Raw genomic sequence first — 18257 nt, 5'->3', positions numbered from 1 at the left:
TGTTTAGCCGCTGGTGCATGCAGTTTGTCGTTCCGATTCATAAGGGGCTGGAGATGATCATGTCCTTATAACCGCCGCCGGCCGGCACCATGGGCAGAATAATTTCGCTGGGATCGCACAGGAACTCGAGCATGAACGCCCCATCGCGGTCGATCGCCGCCCGGATGGCACTGTCCACCTGTTCCAGGCTGGAAACCTTCAGGTAGGGGATGCCGTAGGCACCGGCAATGGCCCCGTAATCGGGGTTTTTCATGGGCGTCCCGGCATAGCGGCCGTCGTAAAACAGGGTCTGCCATTGGCGCACCATGCCCAGGTATCCGTTGTTCATGAGGATGATTTTTACATCGATATCATGTTCCATGATGGTTCCCAGTTCCTGGATGTTCATCTGGAAGCCGCCGTCGCCGCTCACCGACCACACGCGTTCGTCAGGCCGGGCCAGCTTGACGCCGATGGCCATGGGCAGGCTGCAGCCCATGGTTCCGGCGCCGCCCGATGTAAACCAGCTGTTGACGGTCTGGAAATTGTAAAACCGGGCCAGAATCATCTGATGCTGCCCCACGTCGCCGACAATGAGATCTTTTCCCCCGGTCAGCCCGGACAGCCGGCTGACGATGGTCTTGACCAGCAATTGTCCCTCCCGGCCGACGCCCGCATCGATCTCCTTTCGGATCCGGTCGGCAATCTCCAGGCGAAAGGCCTCGATCTGGGCGAACCACCGGCTGCGCGGCCTGGAAACCAGGGTCGGGTTCCGGTCAAGAAGATTGAGGACTTGGGCCACGTCTGCATTGAGGAACACGGATGTTTTGACGTTCTTATCGATCTCGGACGGATCGATTTCAACATGGATCACCCTGGCCCCGCGGGCGAAATCGTTCAGGTTGCCGGTGACCCGGTCATCGAAGCGCATGCCCAGGGAAACGATCAGATCGGCGTTCATCAGGGCGCGATTGGCTTCCACGGTTCCGTGCATCCCCACCATGCCCAGGCTCACCGGGTGATCCACCGGCAGCGCCGACAGTCCGTGCAGCGTAAAGGCCACCGGGATGTGGGCCTTTTCGGCAAAGGCCTGCAGTTTCTGCCCGGCATTGCTGGAAATGACGCCGTGGCCGCAAAGAATGATGGGCCGCTCGCTGCGGTTGATCATATCGACGGCCCGCTCCAAGGCGTCCCTGTCCACCGAAGGCGAGTAGAAAAAACCCGGCAGCTGCGGCTCACAGGATCGGGGATCGAAGGTACACACGCTGTCCGTTTCCTGAAGCTGGACATCCTTGGGAATGTCGACGACCACCGGGCCGCCGCGCCCGCTCGAGGCCACATACATGGCCTCGTGAATCGTGGTTTCAATTTCCTCCACGGAAAGGGGCATATAGGTCTGTTTGGTCAGCGGCATCATCACGCCCACCACATCGCTTTCCTGAAACGCATCCGTTGCGATCACACCGGTGGCGACCTGACCGGTGACGGCCAGCACCGGCACCGAATCCATGTTGGCATCGGCAATACCGGTGACCAGGTTCATGGCGCCGGGGCCCGATGTGGCCATGCACACACCGGTGCGGGGGTGGGATGTGGACAGGGAGGCGCGGGATATGCCCTGGGCCATGAAAACCGCCCCCTGTTCGTGCCGCGACATGATGAACGACAGGGCCGTCTGCTTCTCCATTGCGTCAAAAATGGGCATGATGGCACCGCCGGTATAGCCGAAAATGAATTTTACGCCGTTGTCGACCAGCGCCTTGAGGACCAGTTCCGTGCCTTTCATATCTGATCTTCCCTTCTGTGGGCATTGATTACTGTGCAGCGGTTCGGTGGATGCCGGGCTTCGTCGTGACAGGAGGATTCAATGATGGGATTGGGTCCGGCCAATGCGCCTGCAACCAAACCCGCCGGCCATGCTGGCGGGGCTGGACCACCCGGCTTGTCTAGCCAATGTAACCCGTTATTGAAAAAAGGCAAGCCGTGGGTTGGTTCATTGCCTTGACTTTCAAGGGCCATGCAGTCATTTTAGTTATACCGATACCCTTTTTAAACGGTGCAAATCAGGCCCGAAAATCCCAACCCAAGAAGAAAGATGAGCCCATGGGAAAGACCTTGTTCGAGAAAATCTGGGCAACCCACGTGGTACGCGAACTGCCGGACGGATCCAGCCTCCTGTACATCGACCGTCACCTGGTGCACGAGGTGACCAGCCCGCAGGCCTTTGACGGGCTGCGGCTGTCGGGACGAAAGATCCGCCGGCCGGACCTGACCTTTTCCACCATGGATCACAATGTGCCCACCACCGAAGACCGCATGGACATCGCGGATGACACCTCCAGGGCCCAGGTGGAGGCCCTGCAGCACAATTGCGATGCCTACGGTGTCCGGCTGTTCGGGCTGGGAGACGATCGCCAGGGCATCGTGCATGTGATCGGCCCGGAACTGGGCATTACCCTGCCGGGACTGACCATCGTATGCGGCGACTCCCACACGTCCACCCACGGCGCTTTCGGAGCGCTGGCCTTCGGCATCGGCACGTCCGAGGTGGAGCACGTGCTGGTGACCCAGACCCTGGTTCAGAAAAAGCCCCGGTCTTATCGGGTGGAATTCACCGGTCGGCCCGGTGCGCATATTTCGTCCAAGGATATGGTCTTGAAGATGATCGGCACCATGGGCACCGCCGGCGGTTCCGGGCATGTTTTGGAGTACTGCGGTGAAGCCGTAAGCGGCCTGTCCATGGAGGGCCGCATGACGATCTGCAACATGAGCATCGAAGCCGGTGCGCGTGCCGGCCTGATCGCCCCCGATGACACCACCTTCAACTACATCACCGGCCGGGAGCGGGCCTATGCCCCCACCGGCGATGCCCTGGACGCTGCACTGGCCTACTGGCGCAGCCTGCCCAGCGATGCGGATGCCCATTTCGACCAGACCCTGACCATCGACGCGACCCGCATCAAGCCACAGGTCACCTGGGGAACCAACCCCGGCATGGTGGTGGATGTGGACCAGCCGGTGCCCTTTCCGCAGAATGCCGGGGGATACAGCCCACAGGATGTGGAAAAAGCCCTGGATTACATGGGCCTCACGCCCGGGACCCGGCTCACCGATGTCCCCCTGGACGTGGTTTTCATCGGCAGCTGCACCAATTCCCGGATCGAAGACCTGCGTCAGGCCGCCGCCGTCCTGGACGGACGAAGAAAGGCCGACCGCGTGGAACTGCTGGTGGTTCCCGGGTCCCACCAGGTTCGGCTTCAGGCCGAAGCCGAAGGGCTGGACCGCATCTTCAAGGCGGCCGGCGGACAATGGCGCTATGCCGGGTGCAGCATGTGCCTGGGGATGAACCCGGACCAGCTGAGGCCCCGGCAGCGTTGTGCCTCCACGTCCAACCGTAATTTCGAAGGACGCCAGGGAAAAGGGGGCCGCACCCACCTGGTCAGTCCCGAAATGGCGGCGGCCGCGGCGGTGGCCGGCAAATTTGTCGACATCCGTCAATGGCTGTGAGGAAAGCCCCGAATGATCGTTCTCCCGGTGATCGCCGCCCGGGGCAGGGCTGGGACCTGAAGGTTCGAGGGCAAGGGTGTGGATGGCCAAGAGCCAGATGCCCGGTGAAATTGCCGTGTTCCCGGTTCGGATATCCGAATCAAAGATGTGATATTCAGAAAACAGACCCTCGCCCCCTTGAACCCTTTTTGTAAACGATTACCGCAAAACCCGTCATATCAAGGAAAATATCTATGGAACCCTTCACCACACACACCGGCATTGTCGCTACCCTGGACCGGGCCAATGTGGACACCGACGCCATTATCCCCAAGCAGTTCCTCAAATCGATCAAGCGCACCGGCTACGGCCCCAATGCCTTCTTTGACTGGCGCTACCTGCCCGACGGCGGGCTCGACATGACCTTTGATCTGAATCAGCCCCGCTTTAAAGGCCGTTCCATTCTGGTCACGAGAAACAACTTCGGCTGCGGATCCAGCCGGGAGCACGCTGTCTGGGCCCTGGAGCAGGACGGCTACCGGGTGGTCATCGCACCGGCCAGGACGGTGGACGGCAAGCGGCTGCCCGGCTTTGCCGACATCTTCAGGAACAACACCACCAAAAACGGCATGCTCGCCATCGAACTCTCGGAAGCGGAAGTCGATGCGATTTTCGACATGGTGGCCGAACACAGCGGCTTGACGGCGACAGTCGACCTGCCCGACCAGCACGTGGTTTTGCACACACCGTCACCCCGGCGGTTTGTTTTTGAAATTGACGCCGGGGCCAAACAGCAGCTGTTGGGCGGGCTGGACGACATTGACCTGACCATCGGGTACGAGGCCGATATCAGCCGGTTTGAAGCGCAATACGACCCGCTGAATCCGCAACGGTGAACCGCCGTGGCCGGGCATCGCCCACGAAGGGCTCGCCGCTTGCTTCGGCCCGGTTCGCAGCGGGGACACACGGCGGGTGGACCGTCCCGCTGCCTGATGCAAAAGAGGACGCCGAAACGGTGATCCTGACGCCCACTGATAAATGGATCACCCAATGCCCTTGAAAAAACGACAGTCCTACATCAAAACCCTTGACCGGCTCAAGGTATCCAACCTGGCCGGGCGGCTGATTCGGGATATTGAGCGGATCCTGCCGCCCGATGCGGACCTTTTCCACGAGGCGGTGACCATCGCCGGGGCCCCTGAAGCCACCCAGTCCCTGCGCTACCTGCCCTTCAACCGGCAGGTCCATGCCCACGGAGACGTGACCACCACCTTGTCCCTGGTGGTCCTGTTCAACAACCTGCGCATGGAACGGTTCTTTCTGGGCGGGTTTCGGGAGCGGCTCAGCCGCCTGGTTTATAGAGTCTCATCCAATGCCATGGACCGGTACATCAGAGCCGTTCGTCTTGACCGGCGGCTCTTGCGAATCATGGCAACGGCCGCCGGCGAATTCAGCATCATGGGTATCGTTCAACGCGATGAAATTGAACGCAGACGATTCTTCACTCGACGCAGACGATTTCTGTTTCCCCTGCTGCTGGTTCCCATAGCCGATGCCGTCAGCCGGGATTATCTGATCGATTTCGAAAAACGGCAGACCATCGGAAAAGTCAAAATTCCGTTGCTCCCCCTGTATCGCAAAAGCCGGTCATCCGCCCTTGAACCCGACCAGCACGGGGACGGGCCATGAAATATGCAATCTATTTCACAATCACGGGAATCGGGTATGAAAAAAATGAAACAGTTTTTCTTTTCCCTGAAGTTCGGTTTCATCGGGTCTTTAATCCTGTAAAACCAAGCCCGGACACCCCATTCAGGGGTCATCGAACCGCCTCGATCAAGGATCGGCAGGCACCGTCGCCTGGTTTTCACGGGAACTAAAAATCACCGGACTGCGGAAAATCGTCAAAAAGATATAATCGGCATGGATATTGTATGATTCAGTAGCGGATTCTGCCCGTTGATATTGGAATCAGATTAACCGTGAGAACAAGGCATCGGCCCGGACAGACATGAACATGGCCCCGAACGTTAAACCATTGGTTTCCGATAAATTGGCGATGGATCCCGACGACAGAGCATGGTTGTCCGGAGAAGAGGTGATCGAACAGACCGGCATCTCCAAGAGAGATCTGATCCGATTCATTCAACTGCGGGTGCTGCCCAAATCAATGATGCGGGTCTCGCCCCTCGGCCGCGACGGTGCCCGCAAAAAAAGCTACTTTTCACGGTCCATCCTGGGCCACGTGGCCATGCTGAAAGTACTCCGGGACGAGGGGCATTCCGTGGAGACCATCGCAACGGAATTGGGGGACGCAGCAGAAGGCCTCCCATCCCCCCGGCAGTCGCCGCGACCTGTCGTGCGGCCCGTGGAAAAAAGGAAGTCCACCCCACCGCCGCTTCACCTGGCCGCCGATGCTATTGCGGCCCCCGCATTCCTGGTGGGTCATGACCTTCGAATCGGGTGGATCAGCGTGGATCAGGCCAACCCCCTGTCCAGGGCCATCGAAAACGAATTGGCCGATGATCCCTCCGGAACCGTTTTTGACATCATGCTGCGGGCATCCCTGAAAGAACTGGTTTTCAACTGGCAGCCGCTGTTTTCCTTCACCTATCGGTTCCTGCAGGCAACCACATCCCCGGACACATTCAGCCGGCTGGCCCCGACCGTATCCCTGAACCTCGAAGAAAAGAAGCGCCCGGAGGAACCCGGGCCCGATGAAAAAAGGACAGGCCCCGTCGACAGCTGCCCGATCCGCCTTGAGGACGACCGCGGCCGGACACGGAACATGCGGGTTTACGGAATGGCCCTGTCGGAGGGGACGCTTTTTGTCCTGGATCAGGACCGCTGGCAGGAGACGCACCCCGCGGAGATGGCCGGCGCACCTCGTCCCGCCCCCCAGACGGATGCCGACGCCGCCTCGGGGAAGACCCCCTTCAGTGTCATATCGGCCCGTCTGGACGATTCCCGGGGCATCGTCGACACGCTGCTGCCGGAAACCTATTTCCAGCTCATGACACGCATCTGGGATGAAAGCGACCGCATACTGGCATCCTACGGCGGCCAGCGTGCCAAGCGCAGCGGCACCGAGGTACAATATATCATCCCCCGGCACGCAGACACGGATCCCGCCTATGATGCCATATGCTGCGCCGTTGAACTCAGGGAGAAGATGGGCGAGATCGAAGCATCGCTGAAAGCCGACGGCGGCTGGTTTGCCGACATCCGCCTGAACATCGGCATAAGCAGCGGAAGGGATCACCTCGAGGAGGCGGATCCCACCGCCAGCATGGCCTTCATGCTCCCCGGCGGGGCCGCGGACCAGGCCTTCCACCTTTCCGCCATCGCCCATGGGGGCGCCATCTGGATAACCAAATCCGCATTCGGTCATCTCGCCGCGCAGCAGGTCCGCCACATCACCTTCGGCATCTATCGCGACGACCGGCTGATCCCCAACATCTTCGCGCAGGTGTCGGACCTGCCTCACGCGCCGGACACCCCGCCGATGGGTCAGGGGATCCGCTCCCTTTTCGTTACGCGTATCATCGACCTGAAGACCGATCACACCGAAAAAAAATCGCGGCAATGACCAATGGGAAATGGAAGCGAGAAGTTTAGGACGCCCCTGCGGATCAAACGGAACCGACCCAAAAGAGCGCACATGCTGACGGCATGATGAACGGGCTCGGCGCCTGCGAAAGTCAAGTGAATCACCAGGCAGTTCAATTCGCTTTCTGCCCTATGGGGTTTGGGGCAGCAACCCATTTTTCTCGAGTTCCGTCATCACCATCTCGACCACCTGGCCGATGGCCTTCCCGGTGTTCTCTGGATTTTTCAGCCTCGTTTCACCCGCCCAGATCAGCGATTCCGTTTTCACGTCGTACAGCCCGGTTTCAAGGCTGAACTGCACCTTTTCACCGTAGATGCTGGGCCAGCTGACATATACCAGGCCATAATTGTAAAAGCCGTAGTAGTTGTAAAAAAACTGCGCCCGGCCGCGGCTGAACACCTCCGTCTCCCCATATCCGACCAGGCGGGTAATCAGGATGGTGTCGTTTTCATTCCGGTTAACGACATCGATGATTTCCTCTTTTTCCAGTTTGGTGCCTGAAACGACGGGAAGCCGCCCGACACTGGCATTGGCTTCAACCCCCTTCACATGGAGCCAGTCAACGAAATGTTTCTCCAGGATTGCCCTGATCTCCTGATCGTCGATAATGGCGATAATCAGTGCATTCTTGATCGGTTGGCCGGCCCGCGGCGCTTCCAGATGGGTCTGGATGATTTGGGCGCTTGAACCGGAACAGGCGGCGATCGCAAAGAAAAAAGCGACGATGAACAGCCTCGTTACAAATTTTCGATATTTCAATACGCCTCCTCATGGGGTGGTGCTGCCCGCTGTCCTGGATATCAGGTCAATGAATGGCTCCATCCAGCGGCCGGCACGAAATGACGCCCCCGGAACGCCGTTCCGGCAAGGCTGCCGGACGTCTCTGCCGCCGGGCTATTCCAACCCCAGGTAAGCCAGCATTCCGGTTCCGTACCGGGCGTCGAAGGCCCGATCCACCTTCTGCACGGGGTTGGCGCCCAGAAAAGCCAGCAAACCGTCCAGCTGCTGTTTTCGCTCGCCGGCATCGGCAACGTGCTTCAGCCCGGCAATCTGCTCCTCGATCTCGAAATATTTGAGTTTGTCGTCCAGCGGCAGCTGCCAGAAGAGCAGAAAACCCCGCTCGGGGAAATCCACGTTCAGGATGGCATAGCAATCGGCCATAAAGGCCCGTTCTATACGCTTTTGAACATCGACAAGGCTGGCCTTGGCCCCTTCGATGGCGGACAGGTCGAACGGCCGACCGAGCACTTCGATGTAAATCTTGAATTTGGGTTCGGTGCCCGACGGCCTTACGGTGATGCGGATGCTGCGGGTGCCGGGCAGGTCTGCCAGTTTCAGGATCAGCACGTTGCGTGAAGAGGTGTCGGTTCGGGACAGGTGCGGCTGGGGCTCGCCCTGCCAGCGGTCGATCTTCTCCGATACCGCGAAATCCCCCACCGCCCGGATTTCATTCTCCCTTAAATGGTCCATGATCTTGCGGATCCGGCCGATGCCCCTGGCGCCGAGCAGACGGATTTCGGTGAGAAAATTGTGACAGTAGCCGTACTTGGCGTAGATACGGTCCAGGTAGTCCACCAGGGTGCGACCGTCGGCCTTGAGCAGGGAGGCCAGTTCCGCCAGCCACACGGCGGCACCGGCGGCGTCCTTGTCGCGGGCGTAGTTGCCCATGAGAAAACCGTGGCTCTCCTCGGTGCCCAGGATAAAATCATCCTGCCGCCCCTCCGCCTCCAGCCGGTTCATGCGTTCGCCGATGTATTTGAATCCCACCAGCAGGTCGCCGATGCAGTCGATGCCGTTTTCCGCGGCAATGGTGTCGATCAGAGAAGCGGTCACCTCGGTTTTGATGATCACATTATTCGGGGTCAGGCGCCCCTTTTTGCGGTATTGGTCGATGGCGTATTCGGTCAGCACGATGCCGATTTCGTTGCCGTTGAGAAATTTCCAGGCCCCGTCATGCCGCACCATGATGCCGATGCGGTCGGCATCCGGGTCGGTGCTCATGATCACGTCGGCACCGATGGCATCGGCATTGGGAAGGGCCGTGTCAAAGGACTGGATCACCTCGGGGTTGGGAATATTGAAGGTGACATGTTCAAATGCACCGCTGGGGTTGGCAGTGGCCGGGTCCAGGTGGATGTCGAACCCCATGGCCTTGAGTACCGGATAGACGGAAGTCAGGCCGGTGCCGTGCAGGGGGCTGTAGAGAAGTTTCACCCCCCTTGCATCGCTGAGCTGAAGGCCGGCCACCGCCGCGTGGTAGGCTGCGTCCACCCGGCTGCCGATGGACTCCAGCAGCCCTTTTTCTCTCGCCGCATCCAGGTTCATGGTCCGGATGGCGGAGACATTGCCGGTCACCTCGTCCACCAGGTCCTGGTCGTGGGGTGGAACGAGCTGGCCGCCGTACTGGTCGTAAACCTTTTTGCCATTGTCCGTGGGCAGGTTGTGGCTGGCGGAGAACATGCACCCGGAAACGGCATTCAGGTGGCGAATGGCAAAGGAGAGTTCCGGCGTGCTGCGCGTGCCCTCGAACAGGAACACCTTGATGCCGTTGGCCGCGTATACCCGGGCCGCCGCTTCGGCCAGTTGCCGGCAGTCCAGGTCTTCGACCGGGTTGGGCCGGTCAGGGGCGTAGCGCCCGGTATCGGTGAATCGGCGCACGTCATAGGCCAGCACCAGCCCCCGCGATCTGGCCGACGCGCCGTGGGCCTTGATCAGGTACTGGCTGTGCCCCTGTGCCGAGGCCTGGATGGTCCACGGGTTGATGCGGTTGGGCCCCACGCCCACCAGCCCCCGCCGGCCGCCGGTGCCGAAGGGGATCACCTGGTAGAAGGAGTCCAGCAGGAAATCCCACTGGCCGGACGCGATGAGATGGTCGATCTGGGGCACGTAGTCGGCAAACATGTCGTCCGTCAGCCAGACGCCCAGCCGTTCCAGGGCATCGGTTTTAAAGCTGTCGGGAAGGTCGAGGGTCCCGAATCCTTTTTTTGCTTTTTCGATCAGGGTCTGGTATTTGTCCATGCCGCTATCCTCTTTTATGCGAAAGGGTGACTCGAACCTGGAATTTCAGGGTACTGCAGGAATGATGGCCGAAACAGGCAAAGGTAATTATTTCATTTTTTTCCGATATTGACAACGTTTTTAAAAGGACCCGCGACCCGCTTGTGAACGCCAGCGACCGAAAAATTTTCGGCACCCTCTTCTTCTCTATTTTTGCGGCCGTCACCGGCGTGGGCATCGTGGTGCCGCTGCTGCCGGTCTATGCCCACAACCTGGGCGCCAGCGGCATATACATCGGCCTGATCTTCGGCGCCTTCTCCCTGTCCCGGACTTTTTTTCTGCCCTATTTCGGCCGCCGGTCGGACCAGAAAGGGCGAAAATGGTATATTGTCACGGGACTTTTCTCCTATGCCGTGATTTCGGCGGCCTTCATCCTGTCCACCGGTGTGGAGTCCCTGATTGTCATCCGTTTCGTCCAGGGAATCACGTCGGCCATGATCATGCCGGTGGTGCAGGCCTATGTGGGAGACATCACCCCCCTGGGAAAAGAGGGCTGGGTCATGGGGCTGTTCAACATGTCCCTGTTCATCGGCCTGAGTGCAGGCCCCCTGATCGGCGGTGTGATCAAGGACCGCCTGAGTCTCGATGGCGCCTTCATCTGCATGGGCGCCCTGTCCATCATCGGGTTCGTGCTCAGCCTGGTCTTCCTGCCCCCCGTGACCGAAGAGCGGGTGGTCCGAAAAGGCAGGCCGCCGGTGGGATGGTCGACCATTCTCAGGGACCGAACCATTGCCGGTCTTTTTTTTTTCCGCCTGGCCTACACGGCCTGCATCGGCATCATCTGGGGATTTGTGCCGGTATTTGCCGATGTGGAATTTTCCATTTCGGCATCGGCCATCGGCATCCTGGTGATGCTGGGGGTCTTCGTCAGCGGCCTGGTTCAGGTTCCCATGGGATGGCTGGCGGACAGAGTCAACCGGAAAGCCATGGTGATCCTGGGCGGCCTGGTGGTCACCGGTGCGGTCTATGCCTTTACCCATGCCAGCGGGTTCAGGGACATGTTCTTGGCCAGCGTTGTCTTTGGCCTGGGCGGCGGGATCGCCATGCCGGCACTCATGGCGGCCGCCGTGCTTCGCGGCAGCCGCATCGATGCCATGGGGTCGATCATGGCGCTGCTCACCGTGGGCCACAGCCTGGGCATGCTGATCGGTTCGGTCCTGGCCGGAATCATGATGGAATGGTTCCAGCTGCGGCAGGCCTTTACCTTCGGTGCGCTGGTCATGGCCGCCGGAACGCTTTTGTTCGTGGTTTACACCTGGCGCACGGATCTGAGTCAAGGCGCGGGCTCCCCCGCGTCACCACAAATATCGGAGGGGTGACATGCAAACCACGTTTTCTGCCATCGGCACCATTCATACCCCCTTTACCCGCCTTGAAGGCATGCCCATCCAGCCCTCGGGCGCCCGGGAGGTAAAGGGGACGATCATCCTGGAGCCGCAATATGAGGAGGGACTTCGGGATCTGGACGGTTTCTCCCACATCATCCTGATCTACCACTTCCACCGGTCCAAGGGGTACCGATTGACGGTAAAGCCCTTTCTGGATAATGTGGCGCGGGGCCTGTTCGCCACGCGCGCCCCGCGACGGCCCAACCCCATCGGGCTGTCCATTGTGGAACTGGTGCGTATCGAGGGCCCGAACGTCCATGTCCGGGGCATCGATGTACTGGACGGCACCCCCCTGCTGGATATCAAGCCGTGGGTGCCCACCTTCGATGTGCGCGAAAATGTGCGTGCCGGATGGCTGGACAAAAACCAGAAAAACTCACGGTCCATCAAATCGGACCACCGGTTCGTCGAAAGCCGGCCCGAGGAGTAACCCCTGTGTGACGGCCGGTGCAGCGACATCTGCTTCACCGTTTGGCAAACGTCTGACCAAGGCACTCACAAACAGGTTTACATATTAATTTCAGGTTGCTAAATCCCTTGGCCATGCTTTTATGCGTTGATAGGGGGTAATCCATGCCGCTGCCCTATGCCTTCAATCGAATGGAATTTGCCGGATCCCTGGGGGACCTGGGCACCCTGTTGCCCCTGGCCATCGGCATGATCATGGTCAACGGCCTGGATCCGTCGGGTCTCTTTTTCTCCGTGGGCCTGTTCTACATTCTTACCGGCCTTTATTTCGGCATTACGACACCGGTTCAACCCATGAAGGTGATCGGCGCCTACGCCATCGCCACCGCCATGAGTCCGCACCAGATCATGGCCTCGGGGATTCTCATGGGCACCTGCCTGCTGTTCATCGGCGCCACCGGCGCCATTACCCTGATCGGCAGATACATCCCCAAAGCCGCCGTCCGCGGGGTGCAGCTGTCCACCGGTACGCTGCTCATGGCCGAGGGCGTCAAATTCATGATCGGCAACGCCAGGCTCCAGGTGCTGCACCAGATGGCCGAGCCATACCTGAGCGTTCAGCAGATCGGCCCGGTTCCGGTGGGCCTGGCCATCGGCGTCGGGGGTGCGCTGCTCACCCTGCTCCTGCTGGAAAATAAAAAAACGCCGGCAGGCCTCATGATCGTGGGTGTGGGCGTCCTCATCGGCCTGGTCACGGGAACCCGTGAAGGGCTCGGGGACATCCGGCCGGGCCTATATCTGCCCCCCATCCTGCCCCTGGGCTTCCCGCAAGGCGCGGACTTCACCTTCGCCCTGCTGGCCCTGGTGGTTCCGCAGATGCCCATGACCCTGGGCAACGCAGTGATTGCCGACATGGACCTGTCGATCACCTATTTCGGCAAGGCTGCCCGCCGCGTGACCGGCCGGGCCCTGTGCATCAGCATGGCCCTGGGCAATTTCCTCAGTGCCCTGCTCGGCGGCATGCCCGTCTGCCACGGCGCCGGCGGACTGGCCGCCCACTACCGCTTCGGTGCCCGTTCAGCCGGTTCGAACCTGATGATCGGCGCGGTTTTCATCCTCTTCACCCTTGTTCTGGGCAACCGTATCCTGGCCCTGTTCAACCTGATCCCCATGGCCATCCTGGGCGTGCTGCTGCTCTTCGCCGGCAGCCAGCTGGCCTTGACCATCCTGGACGTACGGGAACGAAAAGAACTCTTCGTGGTGGTAATGATCCTGGGGATTACCCTGGCGTCCAACCTGGCGGCCGGCTTCCTGGCCGGCATCGTCATGGCCTGCCTGCTGCGGTCGGATAAACTCACGGTATAGGGGCTGCGGTCGAACAGCTAGCTGGATCGGGGAGCGGCCCTTTCAAAAGCATCGACGGGTGCGTCGGCCGTATTCCGATTCGTTCCCCGGAAACGGGTCATGATGCGGCGATCCGCCGCCTGGTTCCGACCATTGCGGACCGGCCTTATTCGGGTGCGTTTCTTTGGATAAGTTCCCTGAACAGGTCTTCATAGGAAATTTCCCGGACCACTTCAGCCAGCGCGGCTTCATAGGACTGCAGATAGCTGGCGGCACTCTTTCTGGAAAAGACAGAGTAGAGCCCGATGGGCGGTTCGGGGAGGGTGAGAATGCGGATGCGGGAACGGTAGGTGCTTTTGTTTGCTTCAAACAGGAGTGCGTAGTGGTCCGGCTGATAGCAGCCGTCGATTCGGTTGCGCCGCAGTTTCAGGAAGCATCGTGGCGTATAGTCGTCCCCATGCATCGGTTCCAGATGGATGCGCGGGTCCTGAATGAAGGCGGATCGATATGCACCGGCGGACACCTGGATGGACAGGGTCAACAGCGGGTCTATGGATTCGATGGTCTCTATCCCATGGGCGGCGGGGACGGCAATGCCCGGCCGGGCACGGCAAAACGGCTGTCTCGGGTAGACGAAAACGGCTTCCCGTTCGGGGTTTCTGGCCAAAAGCAGGGCCATGTCCACCTGGTTGTGTTGCAGTGCCCCCACTAGCCGCTGCAGGGGGAGCCACTTGAAACGGGTATCGGAAAGCCCCATTTTCTCGGCGATGCGCAGAAAATAATCGACGGCAAGCCCTTTCGCCTCTCCGTTGCGGTCCCGCATGACATGGGGGCTGACCTGGAAGTAGCCCACCCGGAAGTCCTTCGCCCGGGAACCGGACGACATGGGGATAGACATCAGGATGCCCCATACGATCACCAGAAAGCCGAGGGTCCGTTTGCCGTTCATCGTTTCCTTCCTGTGACGGGGCGCCCGCCTCGACCCACACGCGTTGCAGGAGGAGGAAAACACACACAGGCATGATAACGCGACGCGGCGTTCTCTGACCAACCGCCGATCGCATTTCTGGTGCCTGTATTTTTCATGGACAACGGAACCTCCTGTTTTCCGAAAACACCTCTTTTCCTGCGCAGGTGGTCTTGCCGAAAGGGTGCATGGCCGGTTGTATCGTTCATGATCACCGGTCATTCGCGATCTGCCGCCACGCCGGTGATGCACCTCGGGATTTACGGGGTCGGCCGGATCTCCGCACAGGAGGAGAGAAATCGATACAGCGTGGCCCGACCCACGCCCAGGTGCCGGGCGGCCTTGGATTTGTTTCCGCCGCAGCGCCGGATCGCCTCGGCGACGGATGCCGGATTCAGCTTGCCGGACCCCACGGCCACCGCGGCGGCCCGCTGAATTTCCGGCGGAAGGTGACAGGCGTCGATGCGACTGCCGCCTGAGCGCACGAAAGAAAAATGAACGGCATTTTGCAACTCCCGCACATTTCCCGGCCAGTCGTAGCGGCGCATCACTGCCATGGCCGCATCCGAAAACATCACGGGATGACGGTGATAGCGCGAGGCCGCCAGATTCAGAAAATGCCGGGCCAATAGCCCGATGTCCCCGTTTCTGGACTTTAACGGCGGCATGTGAATGGGCACCACATTGATCCGGTAATAGAGATCCTGGCGAAAGCGCCCCGCCTTCATTTCCGTTTTCAAGGGACGGTTGGCCGCGCTGATCAGCCGCACACGGGCACAGACGGTTTGTTCGCCCCCCACTTTCTCGAACGATCCGTTTTCAAGCACCCGCAGCAGCCGGACCTGGATAAAGGGAGAAAGATCGGTGACCTCATCCAGGAACAGGGTTCCCCCGTGGGCCAGTTCAAATCGGCCTTTCCGGGCCTTGCCCGCTCCTGAAAACGCCCCTTTTACATGGCCGAACAATTCACTTTCCACCAGATGTTCGGGAATGGCACCGCAATTGACCGGAATAAAAGGTCCCTTCTTTCGGCCGCTGTGATCATGGATGGCCCGGGCAGCCAGTTCCTTCCCCGTACCGGTATCGCCTGACAGGTGAACCGGGTAGTCATAAGGGGCGACATCCAGTATCTGCTGGAAAATGGCCTTCATTCGGGGATCGTTTCCAATGATGCGGGGAAAGGGGGCCGCCCACGGCCGCCCATGGAGGCCCCCTTGCCGGCCTGCCCTGGACAGAATACCGGGTGGATGCGGTGATGGCGGCATCAGGGGGCGGTCGACAACCGGACGGTCGCCGGCAGGGAGTCGTTCGGGGAAACCCGGCGGCATCACTGTTCTGAAATCAACGTTCTCCTTGCCCGGCACGGATATGTCCTCCTGCACCTCGAGCACGCTGTATCATCGGTATTTTTCAAGGGTCGGACTGAAATCGTCCGGCGGCGGCTTCATGGGAGTCCGAACCCCCAAGGGGGTGATTCCGGGCAGCCACCGCCCCAACAGGCAGCCACACCGCAACGTCTGGACCGGAAACCCACGTGAGGCTCAGGGAGGAACATGGCCGACGGCCGATCATGACCGCCAGAAGAGCAGGAGACGGTAAGCGATGGCGTTTTCCGGGTCCTTAAATCATGTCAAAGTCATGGGCCTTTGGCAATGGAGAATGTTGGCAAACCGGACTGAAGCCGCATAAGCCCATCCATTGGGAAACCCAGTCTGGACCGGCACCCGGAGTGGACGATGGTTTCAATCCCCGATGTCTTCATAGGCGTCGGGGACAAACCGGGGCGTGCATACGGCCAGGAACACGAGGTCACCGGTTCCGGTGTTGGTGATCCGCTGGGGGCATTGGGGTGGAATGATCACCGTGTCTCCGGGACCGACCGGCCGGGCGGTCTGCCCGGCCACCTCGACCCGCCCCGTCCCTTCGAGAATCACGTAGCGCTCTGCAATACCGTGCAGGCGATGCATCCGGGTACTCACACCGGGTCTCACCCGCGCCCGGGCTACGGAAACCGCCGGATCGTCCGGGGTGTTCGACAATTCAAGGATAAAACAGCCTTCCTTAAAATAATATTCGTCATCCGTGTTCAGGCGGCGAATGCTTGGTTTCATGGTTTTTCCCAAAGCGGGGAGGCGCCGTTCCCCTATCTTTTGACCGTGGCCAGCTTCAGCGCCAGGCCCAAAAAAACAACGCCGGCCACCCGGTTCATGACCACCTGGGTTTTCGGTGACCGATTGAGCCACTGGCCGATGGAACCGGCCAGCAGCGCGATACTGCCGAATACCAGGATGGTGGAAACAATGAACACCCCGCCCAGCAGGAGCATCTGCAGCGTCAGTGCCCCCCGGGCCGGGTCGGCGAACTGGGGCAGGAAGGCCAGAAAAAAGATGGACACCTTGGGATTGGTGACGTTCATGACGATCCCCCGCCGGTAGAGCATGCCGTACCCCATCCCATTGCGTTTTCCGGCGGAAATCTTCTCTGAGGAGGCACGAAAGGCATGCCAGGCCAGGTAAAGCAGGTACCCGGCGCCGAACAGCTTGAGCGCCGTGAAGGCCAGGGCGGATGCCTGAAAAATGACCGCCACACCCAAGGCCACGGCCGTTGTGTGAACGACAAGGCCGGTGCACAGCCCCAGGGTGACCAGGAGGCCGGCCGTCCTTCCCCTCAGGGCCGACTGGGTCAGAACGAATATGTTGTCCGGTCCGGGAGCGAGTCCCAGCAGCATGGATGCCATGAAAAAAGCCACCAGTGTTTCCATCGGAATCATGTTTCCCCCTTCCCCTTCGACAATAAGTCAGGCGCGGTGAAAGGCGGCGCATCGTCCGCGCCCTCCAACCCGTCGGCAAGCGGTCATGCGGTTCGGCTGGAGCCCTTGCGCCCCGAGGACCGAACGTCCGGCTAAAATGGGGCCCCGTCAGGGGACAAGCAGGACTTCCCGCTCCAGTTCGATGCCGCATCGGGCATGAACCGAGCCTCTCACCTGTTCGCTCAGTTCGAAAATCTCTCGCCCCGTGGCGCCGCCCAGATTAACCAGAACCAGTGCCTGCCGGTCATGGACGGCCGCCCTTCCCACCTGTTTGCCTTTCCAGCCGCAGCGCTCGATCAACCAGCCGGCGGCCAGTTTGAACCGGTCGCCGCCCTGGGGATAGTGGGGTACGTCGGGGTACACGCGCTGCAGGCCGGCCAGGGTCCTGCGGTCGACGACGGGATTCTTGAAAAAGCTGCCCGCATTGCCGGTCACTGCGGGATCGGGCAGTTTGCGCTGCCGGATGGCAATAACGGCCTGGCGAAGAGTGCCGAGCGCTCTCGACCCCAGTTCGTCCACAGCCGTTCGAAGACCGGGATAATCGAGAACGAGTTCGGGCTGCCGCCCCAGTGTAAAGGTCACCGCCGTGATGATGAACCGACCGGTCCAGGCGTCCTTGAAGTGGCTGGTGCGGTAGCCGAAACCGCAATCCGCCGGCGCGAAGGTGACGTTCTCCAGGCTATCCATGGAAATGGCCTCGACGCGGTCGATGACATCCTTGACCTCCACCCCATAGGCGCCGATATTCTGAACGGCGCTGGCGCCGACACTGCCCGGGATGAGCGACAGGTTTTCAATGCCGCCCCAGCCGTTGGCCACGGTCAGGGCCACCAGGTCGTCCCAGTTCTCTCCGGCCATGGCCCGCAGCCGAATATGACGCCGGCCCGTTTCAACCACCTCGACGCCCTTGAGCATCGGATGCAGCACCGTACCGTCATAATCATCCACGAACAGCAGGTTGCTGCCCCCGCCCAGAACCAGGCAGCGCCGCCCGCCAAGCGGGTTTCGTCCCATGAAGTCGACGATCTCACGGGGCTCATCGAAACGGACATAGCGGGCGGCATTGGCCTGGACATTGAAGGTGTTCAAGGCCTTGAGTGAAAAATCGGTTTTGCATTCCATAGGGATCAAGGGCTTTAAAATGAATCCGGATCGGGTGACATCCGATCCACTTCCGCCGCGGCGTCCTTTCTTTTGCGCGCATGCCGT

Annotated in this window: 15 protein-coding genes; 7 read left to right on the top strand and 8 right to left on the bottom strand. The window is 60.3% G+C overall.

Translation table 11 applies throughout. The annotated features are described in order from the left end of the window. Positions 1–37 precede the first annotated feature (37 nt). The gene (gene ilvB / locus DSCA_RS24315; RefSeq protein ID WP_155318913.1) at positions 38–1765 is read right to left on the bottom strand and encodes a biosynthetic-type acetolactate synthase large subunit; all 1728 of its coding nucleotides are present in this window, start codon (positions 1763–1765) and stop codon (positions 38–40) included. Positions 1766–2082: 317 nt separating this feature from the next. On the opposite strand from ilvB, the gene leuC reads away from it, so the two are divergent. From leuC to DSCA_RS24295, 4 genes are all read left to right on the top strand, one after another. Beyond that, positions 2083–3486 (top strand): 3-isopropylmalate dehydratase large subunit, encoded by a 1404-nt coding sequence (gene leuC / locus DSCA_RS24310; protein ID WP_155318912.1) that lies wholly within the window; start codon positions 2083–2085, stop codon positions 3484–3486. A gap of 233 nt (positions 3487–3719) precedes the next feature. Then, on the top strand, positions 3720–4361 hold the full coding sequence (gene leuD, locus DSCA_RS24305; RefSeq protein ID WP_155318911.1) for a 3-isopropylmalate dehydratase small subunit: 642 nt from the start codon (positions 3720–3722) through the stop codon (positions 4359–4361). Between the two features lie 154 nt (positions 4362–4515). Beyond that, positions 4516–5154 (top strand): hypothetical protein, encoded by a 639-nt coding sequence (locus DSCA_RS24300; RefSeq protein ID WP_155318910.1) that lies wholly within the window; start codon positions 4516–4518, stop codon positions 5152–5154. Between the two features lie 328 nt (positions 5155–5482). Next, positions 5483–7054, top strand: a complete 1572-nt coding sequence (locus DSCA_RS24295) for an adenylate/guanylate cyclase domain-containing protein (protein WP_155318909.1) — start codon at positions 5483–5485, stop codon at positions 7052–7054. Positions 7055–7204: 150 nt separating this feature from the next. Here DSCA_RS24295 and DSCA_RS24290 read toward each other — a convergent pair whose 3' ends face one another. Beyond that, complete coding sequence (locus DSCA_RS24290; protein WP_155318908.1) at positions 7205–7834, bottom strand: hypothetical protein; 630 nt, start codon at positions 7832–7834, stop codon at positions 7205–7207. 135 nt (positions 7835–7969) lie between these two features. Further along, positions 7970–10093: a phospho-sugar mutase gene (locus DSCA_RS24285; protein ID WP_155318907.1), complete on the bottom strand. Its 2124-nt coding sequence runs from the start codon at positions 10091–10093 to the stop codon at positions 7970–7972. Positions 10094–10236: 143 nt separating this feature from the next. Here DSCA_RS24285 and DSCA_RS24280 point away from each other — a divergent pair, with 143 nt between their 5' ends. From DSCA_RS24280 to DSCA_RS24270, 3 genes are all read left to right on the top strand, one after another. Then, positions 10237–11451 (top strand): MFS transporter, encoded by a 1215-nt coding sequence (locus DSCA_RS24280; protein ID WP_155318906.1) that lies wholly within the window; start codon positions 10237–10239, stop codon positions 11449–11451. Between the two features lies 1 nt (position 11452). Beyond that, the gene (tsaA, locus tag DSCA_RS24275) at positions 11453–11950 is read left to right on the top strand and encodes a tRNA (N6-threonylcarbamoyladenosine(37)-N6)-methyltransferase TrmO (RefSeq protein ID WP_155318905.1); all 498 of its coding nucleotides are present in this window, start codon (positions 11453–11455) and stop codon (positions 11948–11950) included. A 143-nt stretch (positions 11951–12093) separates the two neighbouring features. After that, positions 12094–13293 (top strand): putative sulfate/molybdate transporter, encoded by a 1200-nt coding sequence (locus tag DSCA_RS24270; protein ID WP_155318904.1) that lies wholly within the window; start codon positions 12094–12096, stop codon positions 13291–13293. Between the two features lie 145 nt (positions 13294–13438). Here the strand turns inward: DSCA_RS24270 and DSCA_RS24265 are convergent, their stop codons facing one another. The 5 genes from DSCA_RS24265 to murB form a co-directional block, all read right to left on the bottom strand. Further along, complete coding sequence (locus tag DSCA_RS24265; protein WP_167527937.1) at positions 13439–14221, bottom strand: substrate-binding periplasmic protein; 783 nt, start codon at positions 14219–14221, stop codon at positions 13439–13441. Positions 14222–14499: 278 nt separating this feature from the next. Further along, positions 14500–15630 (bottom strand): sigma-54 interaction domain-containing protein, encoded by a 1131-nt coding sequence (locus DSCA_RS24260; RefSeq protein WP_231716268.1) that lies wholly within the window; start codon positions 15628–15630, stop codon positions 14500–14502. Between the two features lie 351 nt (positions 15631–15981). Further along, positions 15982–16350 (bottom strand): cupin domain-containing protein, encoded by a 369-nt coding sequence (locus DSCA_RS24255; RefSeq protein ID WP_155318902.1) that lies wholly within the window; start codon positions 16348–16350, stop codon positions 15982–15984. Between the two features lie 32 nt (positions 16351–16382). Then, entirely contained in the window at positions 16383–17009 is a 627-nt protein-coding gene (locus DSCA_RS24250) for a LysE family translocator (protein WP_155318901.1), read from the bottom strand. Positions 17010–17156: 147 nt separating this feature from the next. Next, positions 17157–18170 (bottom strand): UDP-N-acetylmuramate dehydrogenase, encoded by a 1014-nt coding sequence (gene murB, locus DSCA_RS24245; RefSeq protein ID WP_155318900.1) that lies wholly within the window; start codon positions 18168–18170, stop codon positions 17157–17159. Positions 18171–18257 lie beyond the last annotated feature (87 nt).

The sequence above is a fragment of the Desulfosarcina alkanivorans genome, assembly GCF_009688945.1.
Taxonomy (GTDB): Bacteria; Desulfobacterota; Desulfobacteria; order Desulfobacterales; family Desulfosarcinaceae; genus Desulfosarcina; species Desulfosarcina alkanivorans.
This window is presented reverse-complemented; position numbering and strand designations above follow the sequence as displayed.

Coding starts and splice junctions, on each gene's coding strand:
- DSCA_RS24300 (WP_155318910.1), top strand. CDS start 4,516: ATGCCCTTGAAAAAACGACAGTCCTACATCAAAACCCTTGACCGGCTC.
- murB (WP_155318900.1), bottom strand. CDS start 18,170: ATGGAATGCAAAACCGATTTTTCACTCAAGGCCTTGAACACCTTCAAT.
- DSCA_RS24270 (WP_155318904.1), top strand. CDS start 12,094: ATGCCGCTGCCCTATGCCTTCAATCGAATGGAATTTGCCGGATCCCTG.
- ilvB (WP_155318913.1), bottom strand. CDS start 1,765: ATGAAAGGCACGGAACTGGTCCTCAAGGCGCTGGTCGACAACGGCGTA.
- DSCA_RS24255 (WP_155318902.1), bottom strand. CDS start 16,350: ATGAAACCAAGCATTCGCCGCCTGAACACGGATGACGAATATTATTTT.
- DSCA_RS24295 (WP_155318909.1), top strand. CDS start 5,483: ATGGCCCCGAACGTTAAACCATTGGTTTCCGATAAATTGGCGATGGAT.
- leuC (WP_155318912.1), top strand. CDS start 2,083: ATGGGAAAGACCTTGTTCGAGAAAATCTGGGCAACCCACGTGGTACGC.
- DSCA_RS24265 (WP_167527937.1), bottom strand. CDS start 14,221: ATGAACGGCAAACGGACCCTCGGCTTTCTGGTGATCGTATGGGGCATC.
- DSCA_RS24285 (WP_155318907.1), bottom strand. CDS start 10,093: ATGGACAAATACCAGACCCTGATCGAAAAAGCAAAAAAAGGATTCGGG.
- leuD (WP_155318911.1), top strand. CDS start 3,720: ATGGAACCCTTCACCACACACACCGGCATTGTCGCTACCCTGGACCGG.
- DSCA_RS24250 (WP_155318901.1), bottom strand. CDS start 17,009: ATGATTCCGATGGAAACACTGGTGGCTTTTTTCATGGCATCCATGCTG.
- tsaA (WP_155318905.1), top strand. CDS start 11,453: ATGCAAACCACGTTTTCTGCCATCGGCACCATTCATACCCCCTTTACC.